The sequence below is a fragment of the Streptomyces sp. NPDC088794 genome (assembly GCF_044750545.1).
Classification (GTDB): Bacteria; Actinomycetota; Actinomycetes; order Streptomycetales; family Streptomycetaceae; genus Streptomyces.
The window spans coordinates 141,962-159,484 of record NZ_JBIVKB010000018.1; the positions used below are offsets into that span (position 1 = coordinate 141,962).

At 70.9% G+C, this 17,523-nt stretch carries 15 protein-coding genes; 8 read left to right on the plus strand and 7 right to left on the minus strand.

The annotated features are described in order from the left end of the window. The first annotated feature begins 39 nt into the window (after positions 1-39). From ACIP6U_RS39560 to ACIP6U_RS39570, 3 genes are all read left to right on the plus strand, one after another. Positions 40-1,191: an acyl-CoA dehydrogenase family protein gene (locus ACIP6U_RS39560; protein WP_401727670.1), complete on the plus strand. Its 1,152-nt coding sequence runs from the start codon at positions 40-42 to the stop codon at positions 1,189-1,191. A 61-nt stretch (positions 1,192-1,252) separates the two neighbouring features. Continuing rightward, positions 1,253-1,498, plus strand: a complete 246-nt coding sequence (locus tag ACIP6U_RS39565) for a YiaA/YiaB family inner membrane protein (protein ID WP_401727568.1) — start codon at positions 1,253-1,255, stop codon at positions 1,496-1,498. 73 nt (positions 1,499-1,571) lie between these two features. Next, entirely contained in the window at positions 1,572-2,204 is a 633-nt protein-coding gene (locus ACIP6U_RS39570; protein ID WP_401727569.1) for a TetR/AcrR family transcriptional regulator, read from the plus strand. Between the two features lie 37 nt (positions 2,205-2,241). Here the strand turns inward: ACIP6U_RS39570 and ACIP6U_RS39575 are convergent, their stop codons facing one another. Further along, a complete protein-coding gene (locus ACIP6U_RS39575) occupies positions 2,242-2,703 on the minus strand; it encodes a MaoC family dehydratase (RefSeq protein WP_401727570.1) in 462 nt (153 codons plus the stop codon). Positions 2,704-2,834: 131 nt separating this feature from the next. On the opposite strand from ACIP6U_RS39575, the gene soxR reads away from it, so the two are divergent. After that, positions 2,835-3,359, plus strand: a complete 525-nt coding sequence (gene soxR, locus ACIP6U_RS39580) for a redox-sensitive transcriptional activator SoxR (protein ID WP_401727571.1) — start codon at positions 2,835-2,837, stop codon at positions 3,357-3,359. A 72-nt stretch (positions 3,360-3,431) separates the two neighbouring features. Here soxR and ACIP6U_RS39585 read toward each other — a convergent pair whose 3' ends face one another. Beyond that, positions 3,432-4,157: a 3-keto-5-aminohexanoate cleavage protein gene (locus tag ACIP6U_RS39585; RefSeq protein ID WP_401727572.1), complete on the minus strand. Its 726-nt coding sequence runs from the start codon at positions 4,155-4,157 to the stop codon at positions 3,432-3,434. 136 nt (positions 4,158-4,293) lie between these two features. After that, the gene (locus ACIP6U_RS39590; protein WP_401727573.1) at positions 4,294-4,899 is read right to left on the minus strand and encodes a hypothetical protein; all 606 of its coding nucleotides are present in this window, start codon (positions 4,897-4,899) and stop codon (positions 4,294-4,296) included. 221 nt (positions 4,900-5,120) lie between these two features. Here ACIP6U_RS39590 and ACIP6U_RS39595 point away from each other — a divergent pair, with 221 nt between their 5' ends. Beyond that, positions 5,121-7,928, plus strand: coding sequence for a penicillin acylase family protein (locus ACIP6U_RS39595; protein WP_401727574.1), 2,808 nt, complete (start codon positions 5,121-5,123; stop codon positions 7,926-7,928). A gap of 18 nt (positions 7,929-7,946) precedes the next feature. Here the strand turns inward: ACIP6U_RS39595 and ACIP6U_RS39600 are convergent, their stop codons facing one another. The 3 genes from ACIP6U_RS39600 to ACIP6U_RS39610 form a co-directional block, all read right to left on the minus strand. Beyond that, the gene (locus ACIP6U_RS39600; RefSeq protein WP_401727575.1) at positions 7,947-9,281 is read right to left on the minus strand and encodes a serine-threonine protein kinase; all 1,335 of its coding nucleotides are present in this window, start codon (positions 9,279-9,281) and stop codon (positions 7,947-7,949) included. Positions 9,282-9,362: 81 nt separating this feature from the next. Then, entirely contained in the window at positions 9,363-10,631 is a 1,269-nt protein-coding gene (locus ACIP6U_RS39605; protein ID WP_401727576.1) for an exo-beta-N-acetylmuramidase NamZ domain-containing protein, read from the minus strand. A 24-nt stretch (positions 10,632-10,655) separates the two neighbouring features. Then, the gene (locus ACIP6U_RS39610) at positions 10,656-12,695 is read right to left on the minus strand and encodes a DUF4157 domain-containing protein (protein WP_401727577.1); all 2,040 of its coding nucleotides are present in this window, start codon (positions 12,693-12,695) and stop codon (positions 10,656-10,658) included. Between the two features lie 273 nt (positions 12,696-12,968). Between ACIP6U_RS39610 and ACIP6U_RS39615 the strand changes: the two genes are divergently transcribed. From ACIP6U_RS39615 to ACIP6U_RS39625, 3 genes are read left to right on the plus strand one after another with little or no spacing between them, the layout of a single operon-like run. Beyond that, complete coding sequence (locus ACIP6U_RS39615; protein WP_401727578.1) at positions 12,969-13,742, plus strand: SDR family oxidoreductase; 774 nt, start codon at positions 12,969-12,971, stop codon at positions 13,740-13,742. Beyond that, positions 13,739-15,415, plus strand: a complete 1,677-nt coding sequence (locus ACIP6U_RS39620) for a class I adenylate-forming enzyme family protein (RefSeq protein WP_401727579.1) — start codon at positions 13,739-13,741, stop codon at positions 15,413-15,415. The genes ACIP6U_RS39615 and ACIP6U_RS39620 overlap by 4 nt, the downstream gene beginning before the upstream one ends. Positions 15,416-15,452: 37 nt before the next feature. Continuing rightward, a complete protein-coding gene (locus ACIP6U_RS39625; protein WP_401727580.1) occupies positions 15,453-16,046 on the plus strand; it encodes a TetR/AcrR family transcriptional regulator in 594 nt (197 codons plus the stop codon). A gap of 247 nt (positions 16,047-16,293) precedes the next feature. Here ACIP6U_RS39625 and ACIP6U_RS39630 read toward each other — a convergent pair whose 3' ends face one another. Continuing rightward, the gene (locus ACIP6U_RS39630) at positions 16,294-17,517 is read right to left on the minus strand and encodes an acyl-CoA dehydrogenase family protein (protein ID WP_401727581.1); all 1,224 of its coding nucleotides are present in this window, start codon (positions 17,515-17,517) and stop codon (positions 16,294-16,296) included. Positions 17,518-17,523: the final 6 nt, after the last annotated feature.

Sequence of the window (17,523 nt, forward strand, 5' to 3'; positions counted from 1 at the left end):
GGATGTCCTCACGATCCGTTTCTTTGGGGTGATCTCGTGGTGAACCTGGGGCTCAGCGAGGAGCAGGAGGCCGTAAGGCAGCTCGCGAAGGACTTCGTGGCCCGCGAGATCGCCCCGCACGTCGTCGACTGGGACCGCGCCGAGGAGGTCGACCGGGGAATCGTGAAGAAGCTCGGCGAGGTCGGCTTCCTGGGCCTGACGGTCGACGAGGAGTACGGCGGCTCCGGCGGCGACCACCTCGCGTACTGCCTGGTCACCGAGGAGCTGGGACGCGGCGACTCGTCCGTGCGCGGGATCGTGTCCGTCTCGCTCGGCCTTGTCGCCAAGTCGGTCGCGGCCTGGGGGAGCGAGGAGCAGAAGCGGCGCTGGCTGCCGGGGCTCACTTCCGGCGAGTACGTCGGCTGCTTCGGCCTGACCGAGCCGGGCACCGGCTCCGACGCCGGCAACCTCACCACGCGGGCGGTGCGCGAAGGCGACGACTACGTCATCAGCGGCACCAAGATGTTCATCACCAACGGGACGTGGGCCGACGTCGTGCTCCTCTTCGCCCGCTCGACCGACGCTCCCGGCCACAAGGGCGTCTCCGCCTTCCTCGTACCGACCGACACCCCCGGTCTGACCCGCCGTACCATCCACGGCAAGCTCGGCCTGCGCGGCCAGGCCACCGCCGAACTGGTCCTCGACGACGTCCGCGTCCCCGCCTCCGCGATGCTCGCCCCCGAGGGCAAGGGTTTCTCGGTCGCCATGTCGGCACTGGCCAAGGGGCGGATGTCGGTCGCGGCCGGCTGCGTCGGCATCGCCCAGGCCGCGCTGGACGCGGCCCTGCGTTACGCGGGCGAGCGGGAGCAGTTCGGGAAGCCCATCGCCCAGCACCAGTTGGTGCAGGAGCTGATCAGCGACATCGCCCTCGACGTGGACGCGGCCCGGCTGCTGACCTGGCGGGTCGCCGATCTGATCGACCGCGGGCAGCCCTTCGCCGTCGAGTCCTCCAAGGCCAAGCTCTTCGCCTCGGAGGCCGCGGTCCGCGCCGCCAACAACGCCGTCCAGGTGTTCGGCGGCTACGGCTACATCGACGAGTACCCGGTCGGCAAGCTGCTGCGCGACGCCCGCGTGATGACCCTCTACGAGGGCACCAGTCAGATCCAGAAGCTGCTCATCGGCCGTGCGCTGACCGGGATTTCGGCGTTCTGAGTACGTCGGCTGAGTACGCGGACGGATGTGGCGGCCGCCGGATCGCCCGACGCTTGTCCCCATGAGCGAAGCATCGGGCAAACCGCAGAACACGGCCGCCTTCTACGGCCAGGCCGTCGCGTCCTTCTCCGTCGCCATCGCGGCGACCGCCATCGGCATCTTCAAGCTCCAGGCCGACGCCTGGGTGCGGGCCTTCCTCGCGATCGCCGTCCTGTATCTGGTCACCTCCTCCTTCACCCTCGCCAAGGTGATCCGGGACCGGCAGGACGGGGCACGCGGCGTCTACAACCCGTTCGAAAAGCTCTGAGCGGGCAGCCTAAGCGCTCGCTCAGCTTCGGCGGTATGGTGGAGCCCTTGCCATCGAGAGGGGCTTACGAGCGATGAGTACGGCGGAGGAGACGGCCGGCGGCGAGACGCAGGCCTGGGGCGAGGTCACGCCCGACGCGGCCCGGCGGCTGCTGGTCGCCGCCGTGGAGGCCTTCGCCGAGCGCGGGTACCACGCGACGACGACCCGCGACATCGCGGGCCGCGCCGGGATGAGTCCGGCCGCGCTCTACATCCACTACAAGACCAAGGAAGAGCTGCTCCACCGCATCAGCAGGATCGGCCACGAGAAGGCCCTCGACATCCTGCGGACCGCGGCCCGGCGCGAGGGCACCGCGACCGAGCGCCTCGCGGACGCCGTCAGCTCGTTCGTCGGCTGGCACGCCGGCGGACGCACCACCGCGCGGGTCGTGCAGTACGAACTCGACTCGCTCGGCCCCGACGCCCGCGCCGAGATCCTCGCGCTGCGCCGGCAGTGCGACGCCGAGGTGCGCGGGATCATCGAGGACGGCATCGACTCCGGCGAGTTCGACGTGCTGGACGTCAAGGGCACCACCCTCGCCGTGCTGTCGCTCTGCATCGACGTGGCCCGCTGGTTCAGCCTCGAAGGCCGCTGGACGCCGGACGAGATCGGCGCGCTCTACGCCGACCTCGTGCTGCGGATGGTGGGCGCGGGCACCGCGAAGTGACCCTCGTCGCCCGTGCGCCCACAGGCCGTACGAGCGCCTACAGGTAGTACCGGGAGACCGACTCCGCCACGCACACCGGCTTGTCGCCGCCCTCGCGCTCCACGGTGAAGGCGACGGAGACCTGGACACCGCCGGCCACGTCGTCGACGCCGGTGATCCGCGCGGTGGCCCGCACGCGGGAGCCGACGGGGACCGGGGCGGGGAAACGGACCTTGTTGGTGCCGTAGTTGACGCCCATCTTGACGTTCTCGACCTTGATCAGCTGCGGGCCGAAGAGGGGCAGCAGGGACAGGGTCAGATAGCCGTGCGCGATGGTGGTCCCGAAGGGCCCGGCCGCCGCCTTCTCCGGGTCCACGTGGATCCACTGGTGGTCGCCGGTCGCGTCCGCGAACAGATCGATCCGCTTCTGGTCGACCTCCAGCCAGTCGGTGTACCCCAACTGCTCGTCCACCGCCGCCTTCAGCTCGTCGACGGACGCGAAGATCCTCGGCTCTGCCATGTCCCGGCCTCCCATGTGCCTGAAGCTGTGTCCCAAGCTGTGTTCCCACGTCTAAGCAACTGCTTAGCATGGTCGGGTCGGGAGGCAATGTCAACGGACCGGGCGCCGGACGGGTGGGTAGGGTTCGAGGGGTGCCCCAGATTCCCGAGAAGATCCACGAGCTCACGGTCGGTCAACTCGCCGCGCGCAGCGGTGCCGCCGTCTCCGCCCTGCACTTCTACGAGTCCAAGGGCCTGATCACCAGCCGCCGCACCACGGGCAACCAGCGCCGCTACCAACGTGACGCGCTGCGCCGGGTCGCCTTCGTACGGGCCGCCCAGCGGGTCGGCATCCCGCTCGCCACGATCCGCGAGGCGCTCGCCGAACTCCCGGAGGAGCGCACGCCCACCCGTGAGGACTGGGCCCGTCTCTCCGAGGCCTGGCGCTCCGAACTCGACGAGCGCATCAGTCAGCTCGGCCGCCTGCGCGACCACCTCACCGACTGCATCGCCTGCGGCTGCCTCTCCCTCGACACCTGTGTCCTGTCCAACCCGGACGACGTGGTGGGCGAACGCGGGAACGGGTCCCGGCTGCTGGTGGAGCGCCGGGGGACGCGGAGGACGGGTGCGCGACAGCCGACGGAGGAAGAGAAGCAGGAGCCGAAGAGCTGCCGTTGAGCCCTGCGTGTACGGAGGTCTGCCCCCGCTCGCACGGAGCGCTGCCGCCGGCCTCCTTCGCGGTCGCGACCATCACCCGGCGCCGTACTCGACCAGCCCCGCCGCCACCAACTCCGCGTTGGACCGCGCCCGTTGCCCGTCCGGCAGGACCAGCGTGTCCTCCAGGCCGATCCGGGTCGCGAGGCCGAGACGCCCCGCCAGTCGCAGCACCGGCCAGGCGCCGCCGTCCTCGCCGTGCAGCAGCACCGGGCGGCCGTGCGCGGGACCGAGGGCGGCCAGCAGAGCGCGCGCCGACGCCCGCGCCGTACTCGCGTCGGTGTCCGTCACCTCGGCGAGCACGCGCAGCACCTTCGGGCCGAGCGGTGAGGCCGCGAACCGGGCCGCCCCGTCCGTGCCGGACCAGATGCCGGCCTCGACGCCCACGCCGAGGCCGAGCAGCGCGGCGGCGATCTCCTCCGCGCCCTCCTCGTGCCAGTTCACCGAGGCGTGGTCGGGCAGGTCGGGCAGGGCGGCCCAACTCCGTACACGGGCAAGCCGAGCCGCCGGGTCCGGTTCCGCCCAGGCGCCCGTGGTCACACCGACCGGCACCGACACCCGTCGCCGGATCGCCGCCAGCGTGGGCGCGAGCACCTTGGGCGACAGGGAGTCGCCGCCGCACGGGGTCTTGGGGTGGACATGGACGTCCGTCGCGCCGACCACGACGGCCGCCTCCGCCGCCTCACCCATCGCCTCCGGCGACACCGGCACCGCGGCTCCGTCGGCCGCTTCCCGGGGCCCGTTCAGACACACCTGCACCATGGCTCGATGGTGCCAGCCACCACTGACAAGACATGTGGCGGCACTCGGTAGCGGGACGGTCATGGTTCACACCGGTGCGGGACCGGGTGTTCGACTGTTTCGGGGGCGCGGCATCCCCGGCGCACCCCCGTCCGACTCAGGCCGAGACGAGCAGCAGCCTTCCGCGCCTTGCGTCCGCCAGGGCCTCGGCTGTGAGCACGGGCCGTGGTACGAGGATTCCGCAGTGCGTGCAGACCGGACCGGTGGAGGGCTCGTGGTCCAGGTCGTACTTCCAGGTCAGACGTGCTCCGCCGCACGCCGGGCAGCCGGAGCCCGGGTCGTGTTCCAGTGCGGAGATCAGTCGGCGCAGTACTTCGGCCAGCGGCTCACGGGGGTGGACCCGCGGGTCGTCGCACCACGCGACACCGAAACCTCCCCAGGTCAGTCGGTGCCAGTCGTCGATGGTTCCGGGACTGCGCAGTCCGTCGTGCTTCTCCTTGCGGCGCCGCTCGGCGAAGTCGCCCTCGTAGGCCAGCCAGACCGAACGCGCCTCTTCCAGTTCGTCCAGTGCGGCCACGAGCCGCACCGGGTCGGGGGAGCGGTCCTCGGGGCCGAACCCCGCCCGGGAGCACAAATGGTCCCAGGTCGCCCTGTGCCCGTACGGAGCGAACCGCTCAAGGCACTTGCGCAGTGAGTAGCGCCGCAGTGCGAGATCGCTCCGCGGATCGCGGACCTGTCTCGCCAGACTCCGGAAACCTGCCATCGCCCTGCACCTCCGTCACACCTGCACCTGTACTTCGGTCACTTCGGCGTCGTCGTACGGACGTCGCCGAGTAGACGTATCGACACGCGATTTGGCTCCATCCGATTTCCGATGACCTCCATAAGCAGGCTCGCCAACCAAAACTTGACGCATGTTCATCTTCTATCCCGGGGATACCGGCGGTAACGTCCCGGCTCACCCCCCTGTCGGTAGGAGCTGCCATGCCACGGCGTACCGGACCCAACGTGCTCGACAGACTGAGAACTCCCCGCAGATTCCCTTGGTTCCTGAAGACCACTGCCGTATGCGCCCTGATTGCCGGACTTTTGTCCCCGCTTTCCCAAGTGGCGGCCGAAGCCGCCGACACGGCCGGCCCGACCGCGGCGGCCGCCGCCAACGACTACTGCGGCGGCCAGTGCTCCGACATCCTGCCGCCGGGCGAGAACGGCAACGCCACGCTCGCGCAGGTCCTTCTCAACCAGGCCTTCGGCATCCAGCCCGACCACGCCGAGGACCAGCTCGGGCCCTACGCCAACCTGGCCTCCGGGTACTCCACCCTCACCGACGCGAAGATCAACACCTTCTTCAACGACGCGTCCTTCGGTGTCGCGTCCGATCAAGTCGCCTCCACCCTGAGTCCCGCGGGCCGTACCGACGTGACGATCGTCCGCGACAAGAAGACGGGCGTTCCGCACATCACCGGTACCACCAGATACGGCACGGAGTTCGGTGCCGGCTATGCGGCGGCCCAGGACCGGCTGTGGCTGATGGACGTCTTCCGGCACGTGGGCCGCGGCCAGCTCACCACCTTCGCGGGCGGTGTGGCCTCCAACCAGGGCCTTGAACAGGAGTTCTACCGCAACGCCCCGTACTCCGAGGCAGACCTCCAGGCGCAGATCGACAGCGTCATCGCGAACAACGGAGCCCGCGGCCAACAGGCCCTCGACGACGCCAACGCCTATATCGCCGGCATCAACTCCTACATCGACGCCTCCGACAGCGGCCGGTACTTCCCCGGCGAGTACGTGCTGACCGGGCACAAGGACTCGATCACCAATGCCGGCACCATCGACCACTTCAAGCTCACCGACCTGGTCGCGCTGGCCTCCGTGATCGGCTCGCTGTTCGGCTCCGGCGGTGGCGGCGAGGTCAACAACGCGCTCTCGCTGCTCGCCGCCCAGTCCCAGTACGGCGTGGAGGAGGGCACCAAGGTCTGGGAGTCCTTCCGCGAGCGCAACGACCCCGAGGCCGCGCTCACCATCCACGACGGTTCGAGCTTCCCGTACGGCACCAAGCCCGCCACCGCCCAGGGCCAGGCCCTGCCCGACGCCGGCTCGGTGACCACGGAACCGCTGATCTACGACGCCACCGGCACCGGGGCGAACCAGAGCGCCGACGCCGCCTCCGCCGCGGCGACCGCGACCGCCCTCAGCTCGGCGAAACGCGGCATGTCCAACGCCCTTGTCGTCAGCGGCAGTCACACCGCCAGCGGCCATCCGGTCGCCGTCTTCGGCCCGCAGACCGGCTACTTCGCACCCCAGCTGCTCATGCTCCAGGAGATCCAGGGCCCGGGCATCAGCGCCCGCGGCGCCTCCTTCGCGGGTCTGAGCATGTACGTCGAACTCGGCCGCGGCCAGGACTACTCGTGGTCCGCGACCACCTCCGGCCAGGACATCATCGACACCTACGCGGTCGAACTGTGCCAGGACGACTACCACTACCTCTTCCACGGCACCTGCACGGCCATGGACAAGATCGAGCAGAAGAACGCCTGGAAGCCGACCACGGCCGACGGCACGGCGGCCGGCTCGTACACGATGAGAGTCTGGAAAACGAAGTACGGGCCCGTGGAGTACAGAGCGACCGTCGGCGGCAAGAAGGTCGCCTACACCACCCTGCGCTCCTCCTACATGCACGAGGCCGACTCGATCATCGGCTTCCAGATGCTCAACGACCCGGACTACGTGAAGAGTCCGCAGACCTTCCAGAGCGCGGCGCAGCACATCAACTACACCTTCAACTGGTTCTACGCCGACTCCCAGCACACCGCGTACTACAACAGCGGCAACAACCCGGTGCGGCCCAGCGGCGTCGACGCCGAGTTCCCGGTCTGGGCGCAGTCGGCCAACGAGTGGCAGAACTGGAACCCGACCACCAACACCTCGGACTACACACCCGCCTCCGCGCACCCCAACTCCATCGACCAGGACTACTACATCTCCTGGAACAACAAACAGGCCCTCAACTACACGACCGCGAGCTGGGGCGACGGCTCGGTGCACCGCGGCGACCTGCTCAACGACCGGGTGAAGAAGCTGGTCGCGGCGGGCGGGGTGACCCGGACGTCGCTGGTGAAGGCGATGGCCGACGCGGCGCTCACCGACCTGCGCGCCGAGGACGTGCTGCCGGACCTGCTGAAGGTGATCAACAGCAGTACGGTCACCGACACCACGGCGGCCGCCGCCGTCACCAAGCTCCAGACCTGGCTCACGGCGGGCGGCAAACGCACCGAGACCTCGGCGGGCTCCAAGACGTACGCCAACGCCGACGCCGTCCGGATCCTGGACGCCTGGTGGCCGCTGCTGGTGAAGGCCGAGTTCCAGCCCGGCCTCGGCACCGACCTGTACACCGCCTTCACCAACAACCTCTACATCGACGAGACCCCGTCGGCCGCCCACGGCCCGACCGGATCGCACGCCGGCAGCTCCTTCCAGTACGGCTGGTGGAGCTACGTCGACAAGGACATCCGGTCGGTGCTCGGGCAGAGCGTGTCCGGGCCGCTGGCGAAGCAGTACTGCGGCGGGGGCAGCCTCAGCGCCTGCCGGGACATCCTCATCAGCACCCTGAAGACGGCGGCCGGCACCAGCGCCTCCACCGTCTACCCGGGCGACTCGCTGTGCGCGGCGGGCGACCAGTGGTGCGCCGACTCGATCGTCCAGCGCACCCTGGGCGGCATCAAGCACTACAACATCAGCTGGCAGAACCGGCCCACCTTCCAGCAGGTCGTGGAGTACACCTCGCACCGCTGATGCCCAGTGGCGGCGGGGTCACGCGATACGCCCCGCCGCCAGGACCAGCCGGACCAGTTCGGGGTGCACGATGTCGCTGTGCGCCCCGGCCGGCGGGCCACCCCGCCGGACGACCGCCGCCGCGTCGACGTTCACGCACCCCGACGCGGCGAGCGGTCCGCGCAACGCCCCGGCGAGATCGAGCTGTTGGGTGCCCGGCACGCCCTGTACCCCGTCGTGGCCCATCGCCCCCCACTCGGGGCCGAGCGTCCGCCCCAGGTCGACGCCCGCGAACGCGTTGTTCTCGCGCGCCGCCCGCGAGGCCAGCGGATACATCGTGCTCAGCGCCTGGTCGAAGCGGGAGTAGCAGCACACCAGCGGCCCGTCGATCCGGTTCTGCCGGCCGTGCAGCACCCCGCCCTTGTGCGGGTCCTGCGGCAGCCGCGCGGCGAACGCGTAGTGCGAGAAGGCGCCTTGGAGCAGCGTCACCGACTTCACCGTGCGCACCCCGTCCGGCAGCCCGCGCAGCGCGAACGACACCAGCCGGCCGCCGAAACTGTGCCCGACCAGATGCACCCGCACCTTGGGCGCCGCCTTCGCCAACTGCCCGATCACCGGCCCCAGTCCACGCTCCCCGACGGTCCCCGCGCGCCGCTTCATCGCGTAGTACGTCCCCTGGCGCAGCAGCTCCTTCGCGCCCTCCCAGGGGTTGGGCAGCGCGAACCCGGCGTGCTCACCGCCCGGCTGAAGGGTCGTCAGCGCCTGCGCGAACTCGTCGCAGAGCGCCGCCGGGTCCTCGGCCAGCAGCGCGGGCTCGCTGCGCGGGCCGTCCTCCGCGAGCGTGTCCGCCGCGAACAGCGGCTGCGGGCCGTCCGGTGCGGCCTCGACCAGCAGCCGCACCAGCCGCCCGAACTCGTCCAGTTCGGGCCCGGGCCGCCCGTCCAGCATCCGCGCGATCTGCTCGACCACCGTGGTCCGCCCGGGGAACGCCTCCAGCAGTGCGCGCCGGGTGTCCTTGTCGAGCGCCGGTCCCGGTGCCGCCTCCGCCTCCGTGGCCACCACGGACTTGGGGAAGTCCGGGATCGGCTCGTCGCAGAACCGCATCGACGGCCACACCACGCCCACGTACCCGATCTTCGCCTTCGGCGCCAACTCCCGGCAGGGCGCGAGGAACTGGTGGTAGAGCGCGGTCGCGGTCGAGCGGTCGTTGTTCCAGCCGTGCGCGAAGACGACCAGGTCCTTGACGCCCCGCCGGGACACCTCGGTGAGCAGCCGGTCCCGCTCGGCCGCGTCGACGTCCCCGTCCGCGTCGAAGGTCAGCTCCCAGTACGGACTCACCCTCGTCGCCGTCTGGGCAGTTGTCGGTTGTGCCATGACTGTTCCCTTCGTCCCCCGTGGTGGTGCTATGTGGGCACATAGTCCTGCTCCAGGGGAGGGATGGCCATACACCGGGACCTATCCGTAGAGAAGGTATTCCTTCCGTGTCCTTCGGAACGCGGCGAGCTCCCGGCGCCAGCCGCCCACCACCTCGTCGGTGCCCGCGCCGGCGTCGATCGCCGTGCGCACGTGCGTGGAGCCGGTGAGCTTGTCGATCCAGTTGTCGGAGCGCCAAGCGAAGCCGCTCCACGCCTTCTTGGCGGTCACCAGCAGCGCGATCCCGGTGCGCACGGGGTCGTACGCGGCCCGGTCGTGCACATGGATCTGCACACCTCCGACGGTCTTTCCCTGGAACTTGGAGAAGGTCGGTGCGAAGTACGCCTCCCTGAAGCGCACACCGGGCAGGCCGAGTTCGTTCACCGCGGCCGCCCAGCGCCCGTCGAGACCCTCCGCGCCCAGCAGTTCGAAGGGACGGGTGGTGCCGCGCCCCTCGGAGAGGTTGGTGCCCTCGAACAGACACGTCCCGGAGTACACCAGGGCGGTGTCGGGCGTCGGCATGTTGGGACTCGGCGGCACCCACGGCAGTGACCAGGCGTCGTAGAACTCCGACCGCCGCCACCCCGTCATCGTCACGGTCTCCAGCGGCACCGGCGCGGTCAGGAACTCCCCGTTGAACAGCCGCGCCAGCTCGGCCACCGTCATCCCGTGCGCCTGCGAGATCGGCTGCCGCCCGACGAAGGTCGCGAACTCCCGGTGCAGCACGGGCCCTTGGGCGGACCGCCCGGACACCGGGTTCGGCCGGTCCAGCACCACGAACCGCTTGCCGGCCAGCTGCGCGGCCTCCATGCAGTCGTAGAGCGTCCAGATGTACGTGTAGAAGCGGGCGCCGACGTCCTGGATGTCGAAGACGACCGTGTCGACGCCGGACGCGGTGAACACGTCGGCGAGGGGCTGACCGCTCTTCAGATACGTGTCGTAGACGGGGAGTCCGGTCGCGGGGTCGTCGTAGCGGCCCTCGGAGCCGCCGGCCTGGGCGGTGCCGCGGAAGCCGTGTTCGGGGCCGAAGACGGCGACCAGGTCCACGCGGTCGTCGGCGTGCATGACGTCGACGATGTGCCGGACGTCCCGGGTGACGCCGGTGGGGTTGGTGACCACGCCGACCCGCCGGCCGTCGAGCAGCGCGTAGCCGGACGCGGCCAGGCGCTCGAAGCCGGTACGGAGGGGCCGACGGCCCGGGGCTGTCGAGTTCGGGGCCGTCGGGGCCGGGGCCGCCGATGCCGGGGGTGCCGAAGAGGTGAGTGCCGCTGCCGTGGTCGCTGCGAGGAGGGCTCGTCTGGAGGGGCGCATGCGTGCACGGTATGGGCGCCGCCGCTAGTAGTCGACGGCCATGGGGGAGCCGTGTCGCGACCGCCTGCGTGCCGCCTCCTGAGCCTCCCTCAGTTCGGCGTGCACGGAGCGCAGTTTGTTGCGCACCTGGTTGTGGAGGCTGGTGAACTCGGACTCGGTGATCGTGCCGCGCTGCGCGTCCATGATCTGCCGGTGCACGGGCCCGCTGACCGAGGGTGCCCGGCTCACCTCGCCGGCGCCGGCCCGCCGGCCGGGATCTTCGATGACGTCGATGGCGAAGCTGATCCAGTCCGCCTTGTTGTACGCGCCGCCCGGCATGCCCGGCGACTCGGCCTCCGTCCGCTCGACGATCGCCTCGACGTTCAGCCGGATCGCGTAGCCGAGTCCCAGGAGGCGCTGCCGGAAGTCCCGCAACGCCGTCTCCATGGCCAGCTGTTCCGAGTTGACCGCGTTGGTGCCGACCACCAGGTTCTGGAACACGGTGGGGCCGTTGTCGCCGTCGCCGACGAGGTGACACCACTCGTGCGAGGCGAGCCGCCCGTTCGCGCCGCCCCGGCCGGTCGTCGGCATCATCTGGTGCGCGGCGAACCCGCCCATGGCCGTCGCGGTGTGGCGCCCGGCGGTCGCCCGGTCCACCGTCGGCGGCCGGGACACCCTGGTCTGTGCGCGCGTCCTGCCCTGCGCCTCGGCCCCGGCGGCGAGTGCGTCGAAGCCGCGTCGGCTCAGGAAACGGCGCTCGTCCTTGGCCGTCCCGTCCGCGTTGGTGAAGTTCGGGTCGACGACGTTGCGCGTGTAGAAGACGAACGGCTCGCTCGGATCGGTCGGCAGCGGCACCAGCCCCTGGGTGTTCCCGTCGACGCGGTTGTCCGGCCCCAGACCTCGCGCCTGGGCCAGGGAGTCGAGGTCCTGGCCGCCCACGTACGCCGGGTTGGGGGCCCAGTAGTCCCCGAAGCGGTAGGTCCGTCCCATCGACCGTCCGCCGGACCCCTTGGGGGTCATCCGGACGATGCGGAAGCGCCGCGCGGTGTCGATCAGCGTGGGACTGTGCCGGACATCGGTGTTGATGATCTCGACGCGGTAGACGTAGAACGAGGTCTGGTACTCCACCTCCCAGCTCTGCTGAAGAGTGCCGCCCCGGCGGCTCGCCGTCGCCCGGGGCAGCGAGGCGGTACGCGGGACCCGCAGTGCGTCCGTGTCGTATCCCTGGCGCTGGGCGGCGTAGGCGTGTTCCGGGGTCCGGACGAGCTGCCCCTCGGCGTCGAACTCCTCGTTCGGCACCCACAGCGCCACGATGTCGTCGATCTGGTCGCGCTGTGCCAGCTGCTCGTCCGCCGTCGCCCGGAGCGGATCCGGGGCCCGGCTGGACCGCATGCGCTGCACCGCCGCTCCGGGCCCGCCCGCGTGCGCGTGCCCCGCGTGGGAGTGCCCGGCGTGCTCGGCGTGCGCGTGCTCCCCGCCCGCGGGGGAGGCGGCGCCCAGGACGCGCGTGGCCTGCTGCTCGGCCTCGCGCTCGAAGCGGTCGCCGGGGTCGGAGACCCGCAGTCCGTCGCCGCGGTCGGTGCCCGCGACCGGGCCCGAGCGCTGCTGGACGACATGGGTCAGCTCATGGGCGAGCGTGTGCCGGTCCGCGCCGCCCTCGCCGATGACGACATGGCTGCCGGAGGTGTAGGCGCGGGCGCCGAGGCCCGCCGCGGACTCCTTGGCCGCCCCGTCGGTGTGCAGACGTACGTCGGAGAAGTCCGTCCCGAAGCGGGCCTCCATGTCGGTGCGGGTCGTGGGGTCGAGCGGCTGCCCGGGACCGCGCAGCACGCTGTGCACCGACCGCTGCACGGCCGTCTCACCCGTCTCCTGTGCGCCGTCGTCCGCCGCGCGCTCCCGCTGGAGGGTCTGTCCGACGGCGGTGTTCCCGGCGAGCCGTTGCAGGGCGAGCAGGCCGGTCGGGTCGGCGGACCCCAGCCGTCCGGGGGCGGGAAGCCGGCCGGCGGGGGAGCGGGGCGCGAGCCGCGCCGGGCGGACACCGGCGCCGTCCTGCTCCCGCTCGTGCGAGGGACGCTGCGCCGCCATCAGCTCTCCTGTGCTCGTCCGGACGGGAAGAGTTCATGCTCGACGCTGCCCGAAAGGGAACCGAGAGTCGCCCGGACAGGAAATCGGGCAAACAAGGGGTTCACTTCTCAGGAACGGGTGGCGGGCAGAAGGTGAACAGCACCTCCGGTTCGGACGATTGCGACTGCTCCTCCGCCCCTTCCAGCGACATACCAACCGGTTAGTATGGACCCGCAACAGAGTCGCGGTCATCTAGTCTGGCCGCGCAGCCGAGCCGCAGTCATGAGGAGACCGATGGTGGAAGCCGTTCAGGGTGCCGGTGTGGTTGTGACGGGAGCCGGGGGTGGCATCGGGGCCGCGCTCGCCCGACGATTCGCCGCCGAAGGAGCCCGGGTCGTCGTCAACGATCTGGACGGCGAGCGGGCGAAGGCCGTCGCCGAGGAGATCGGTGGCATCGCCGTGCCGGGGGACGCCTCCGCGATCGTCGGTGCGGCCCGCGACGCGCTCGACGGGAGCATCGACGTCTACTGCGCCAACGCCGGTGTCGGCTTCGAGGGCGGAAACGTCGAGACGGGGCTCGACGAGCACGCCTGGGCCGCGTCCTGGGACGTCAACGTCATGGCCCACGTCCGGGCCGCCCACGAGCTGCTGCCGGCCTGGCTGGAGCGCGGCAGCGGACGGTTCGTGTCCACCGTGTCGGCCGCCGGGCTGCTCACCATGATCGGGTCCGCGCCCTACAGCGTCACCAAGCACGGCGCGTACGCCTTCGCCGAGTATCTGTCGCTGACGTACCGGCACCGCGGGATCAAGGTCCACGCGATCTGCCCGCAGGGGGTGCGCACCGACATGCTCGCGGCCACCGGCAGCGCGGGCGACCTGGTGCTGCAGCCGACGGCGATCGAGCCCGAGGAGGTCGCCGCGGCGCTGATCAAGGGCATCGAGGAGGACCGCTTCCTGATCCTGCCGCACCCCGAGGTCGCCCAGTACTACCAGGTCAGGGCCGCTGAGCCGGACCGCTGGCTGAGCAACATGAACCACCTCCAGCAGAAGTGGGAGGCCACGCGGTGACCGCCTCCGGGTACGCGGCCAAGCCCTGGACGGCGCTGCTCAACGACGCCCAGCGCGCCCCGATCGCCCCGCTCGACACCCTGGTGCACGCCCTGCGCCGGGCCGTGACCGAGGCGCCCGACCGGGACTTCCTCGCCTACTTCGACGGCCGCCTCACCTACCGCGAGGTCGACGAGCTGAGCGACTCGGTCGCCGGGTACCTCGCCGAGCGCGGTCTGGAGCGCGGCGACCGGGTGGCGATCCTGCTCCAGAACTCCCCGCACTTCGTGCTCGCCCTGCTGGGCGCGTGGAAGGCGGGGGCCGTGGTGGTGCCGGTCAACCCGATGTACAAGTCGGGGGAGGTCACCCACGTCCTGCGGGACGGCGAGGTCACCGCACTGATCTGCGCCGACCGGGCCTGGGAGTCGTATCTGCGCGAGACCGTCGCCGACTCGCCGGTGCGGATCGCGCTGACCGCGTGCGAGCTGGACTTCCAGACGCGTGACGACGCGCGCGTGCTGACCTTCGAACGGCTGCCGCAGGCCGCCGACGCCGACGATCTCGTCACCGTGGCGCGGGCCGGGCACCCGGCGCCGGACGCGCGCGACCTGGCGCCCGCCGACACCGCGCTGATCAGCTACACCTCGGGCACCAGCGGCGCCCCCAAGGGCGCCACCAACACGCACGGCAACATCATGTACAACGCCGAACGGCAGCGGACCGCGCTCGCCCTGCCCGACGGGCCCGTCTACTACGCGCTCGCGCCGCTGTTCCACATCACCGGCATGGTCTGTCAGCTCGGCGCGTGTCTGAACAGCGTCGGCACGCTCGCGCTGACCTACCGCTTCGAGCCGGGGGTCGTGCTCGACGCGTTCGCCGAACACCGGCCGCTCTACACGGTCGGCCCCTCGACCGCCTTCATGGCGCTGGGCGCCCACCCGGCCGCCACCCCGGACCACTTCGCCTCCTTCACGAACATCTCCAGCGGCGGCGCCCCGGTGCCGCCCGCCCTGGTGGAGAAGTTCCGGGCCGGCTTCGGGCCCTACATCCGCAACGGCTACGGGCTCACCGAGTGCACCGCCCCCTGCGCCTCCGTCCCGCCGCAGCTGGAGGCGCCCGTCGACCCGGTCTCCGGGACGCTGGCCGTGGGGGTCCCGGGCCCCGACACGGTCGTACGGATCGTCGACGAGCAGGGCGCCGAGGTGCCCTTCGGCGAGCAGGGCGAGATCCTCGTGCGCGGTCCGCAGGTCGTGCCCGGCTACTGGCGGCGCCCGGACGAGACCGCCGAGACGTTCCCGGACGGCGAACTGCGCACCGGCGACATCGGGTTCATGGACCCGCAGGGCTGGCTCTACGTCGTCGACCGCAAGAAGGACATGATCAACGCGTCCGGCTTCAAGGTCTGGCCGCGCGAGGTCGAGGACGTCCTCTACACGCACCCGGCGGTGCGCGAGGCGGCCGTCGTCGGGGTGCCCGACGGGTACCGCGGCGAGACCGTCAAGGCGTACATCAGCCTTCGCCCCGGCGCCGACCCGGACCCGGGTGAGCTCGCGGTGTACTGCAAGGAGAGACTGGCCGCCTACAAATACCCGCGGCAGGTCGAGATCCTGCCCGATCTGCCGAAGACGGCGACTGGCAAGATCCTCCGTCGAGAACTGCGTTCCCGCGCGCAGAACAGCAAACAGGCAGACTGAGACACAGCACAAGGCTCGGAAGGCAGGTGGCGGCAGAGTGCCCAGAACCACGGACGGCGACGGTACGCCCGTCCCGCAGCGGCTGCTGGCCGCCGCCACCCGGCTCTTCGCCGAGCAGGGCTACGACCGCACCTCCGTGCAGGAGATCGTCGAGGCGGCCGGCGTCACCAAAGGGGCGTTGTACCACTACTTCGGCTCCAAGGACGACCTCCTGCACGAGGTCTACGCGCGCGTGCTGCGCGTCCAGCAGGAGCGGCTCGACGCCTTCGCGGACGCGGACGAGCCGATCGAGAAGCGGCTGCGGGGTGCGGCGGCGGACGTCGTGGTCACGACCATCGAGAACCTCGACGACGCGATGATCTTCTTCCGCTCCATGCACCATCTCAGCCCTGAGAAGAACAAGCAGGTACGGGCCGAGCGCCGGCGCTACCACGAGCGGTTCCGCGCGCTGGTGGAGGAGGGGCAGGCGGCGGGTGTCTTCTCCACCGCGACCCCGGCCGACCTGGTGGTCGACTACCACTTCGGCTCCGTCCACCACCTGTCCACCTGGTACCGCCCCGACGGTCCGATGGGCGCGCAGGAGGTCGCGGACCACCTGGCGGACCTGCTGCTGCGGGCGTTGCGCCCCTGAGCGCCGAGGGTGTTTTTCGCCCCCGCCGCCCCTACCCGTCCCATCTCTGGGGGCTGCCGCCCCCAGACCCCCGCTTCGGCCTGAACGGCCTCGTCCTCAAACGCCGGACGGGCTAAAAGATTCAAGCCCAGGCCGGCACAATCCAGCCCCTCCGGCGTTTGAGGAGCGGGGTCTGGGGCGGAGCCCCAGAAGGATGGGACGGGTAGGGGCGGCGGGGGCGAGGAAAACCCCCCACCACCCCACGGAGTCACACGTACTGCTTCAACTCCCGCCGCGCCAGCGACCGTTGGTGCACCTCGTCCGGGCCGTCCGCCAGCATCAGGGTGCGGGCGCTCGCGTACAGCTCGGCGAGCGGGAAGTCCTGGCTGACACCACCCGCACCGTGCAACTGGATCGCACGGTCGAGGATCTCGACGACCGTACGGGGCGTGGCGATCTTGATGGCCTGGATCTCGGTGTGCGCGCCCCTGTTGCCGACGGTGTCCATCATCCAGGCGGTCTTCAGGACCAGCAGCCGCAACTGCTCGACGGCCACGCGCGCGTCCGCGATCCAGTTCTGGACCACACCCTGCTGGGCCAGCGCCTTGCCGAACGCCGTACGGGCCACGGCCCGGCGGCACATCAGCTCGATCGCCCGCTCGGCCATGCCGATCAGCCGCATGCAGTGGTGGATCCGGCCGGGACCGAGCCGGGCCTGGGCGATGGCGAAGCCGCCGCCCTCCTCGCCGATCAGGTTGGACACCGGCACGCGCGCGTGGTCGAAGACGACCTCGGCGTGCCCGCCGTGGCTGTGGTCCTCGTAGCCGAAGACCTGCATGGCGCGCTTGATCGTGACGCCCGGGGTGTCGCGCGGGACCAGGACCATGGACTGCTGGCGGCGGGGGTCCGCGCCGTCCGGGTCGGTCTTGCCCATCACGATGAAGATCTTGCAGTCCGGGTTCATCGCCCCGGAGATGTACCACTTGCGGCCCGTGATGACGTAGTCGTCTGCGCCATCGGGGGCTCGCTCGATCAGCGTGGTGATGTTCGTGGCGTCCGAGGAGGCCACCTCCGGCTCGGTCATCGCGAACGCCGAGCGGATCTCACCGGCGAGCAGCGGCTCCAGCCACTGCTTCTTCTGCGCGTCGTCGGCGAACTGGGCCAGCACCTCCATGTTGCCGGTGTCCGGCGCCGCGCAGTTCAGCGCGGTCGGCGCCAAGTGCGGGGAGCGGCCGGTGATTTCGGCGAGCGGGGCGTACTGGAGGTTGGTCAGCCCCGCGCCGTACTCCGCGTCGGGCAGGAAGAGGTTCCACAGGCCCTGGCGACGGGCCTCGGCCTTCAACTCCTCGACCACGACAGGGGTGTCCCACGGGGACGCGAGCGCGGCCCGCTGCTCCTCGGCCACCGGCTCGGCCGGGTAGACGTACTCGTCCATGAAGGCGAGCAGCTTGGCGCGCAGTTCCTCGGTGCGCGCGTCGAACGCGAAGTCCATGGCGGA

Coding starts and splice junctions, on each gene's coding strand:
- ACIP6U_RS39565 (WP_401727568.1), top strand. CDS start 1,253: ATGAGCGAAGCATCGGGCAAACCGCAGAACACGGCCGCCTTCTACGGC.
- ACIP6U_RS39570 (WP_401727569.1), top strand. CDS start 1,572: ATGAGTACGGCGGAGGAGACGGCCGGCGGCGAGACGCAGGCCTGGGGC.
- ACIP6U_RS39590 (WP_401727573.1), bottom strand. CDS start 4,899: ATGGCAGGTTTCCGGAGTCTGGCGAGACAGGTCCGCGATCCGCGGAGC.
- ACIP6U_RS39595 (WP_401727574.1), top strand. CDS start 5,121: ATGCCACGGCGTACCGGACCCAACGTGCTCGACAGACTGAGAACTCCC.
- ACIP6U_RS39575 (WP_401727570.1), bottom strand. CDS start 2,703: ATGGCAGAGCCGAGGATCTTCGCGTCCGTCGACGAGCTGAAGGCGGCG.
- ACIP6U_RS39615 (WP_401727578.1), top strand. CDS start 12,969: ATGGTGGAAGCCGTTCAGGGTGCCGGTGTGGTTGTGACGGGAGCCGGG.
- ACIP6U_RS39605 (WP_401727576.1), bottom strand. CDS start 10,631: ATGCGCCCCTCCAGACGAGCCCTCCTCGCAGCGACCACGGCAGCGGCA.
- ACIP6U_RS39630 (WP_401727581.1), bottom strand. CDS start 17,517: ATGGACTTCGCGTTCGACGCGCGCACCGAGGAACTGCGCGCCAAGCTG.
- ACIP6U_RS39585 (WP_401727572.1), bottom strand. CDS start 4,157: ATGGTGCAGGTGTGTCTGAACGGGCCCCGGGAAGCGGCCGACGGAGCC.
- ACIP6U_RS39610 (WP_401727577.1), bottom strand. CDS start 12,695: ATGGCGGCGCAGCGTCCCTCGCACGAGCGGGAGCAGGACGGCGCCGGT.
- ACIP6U_RS39600 (WP_401727575.1), bottom strand. CDS start 9,281: ATGGCACAACCGACAACTGCCCAGACGGCGACGAGGGTGAGTCCGTAC.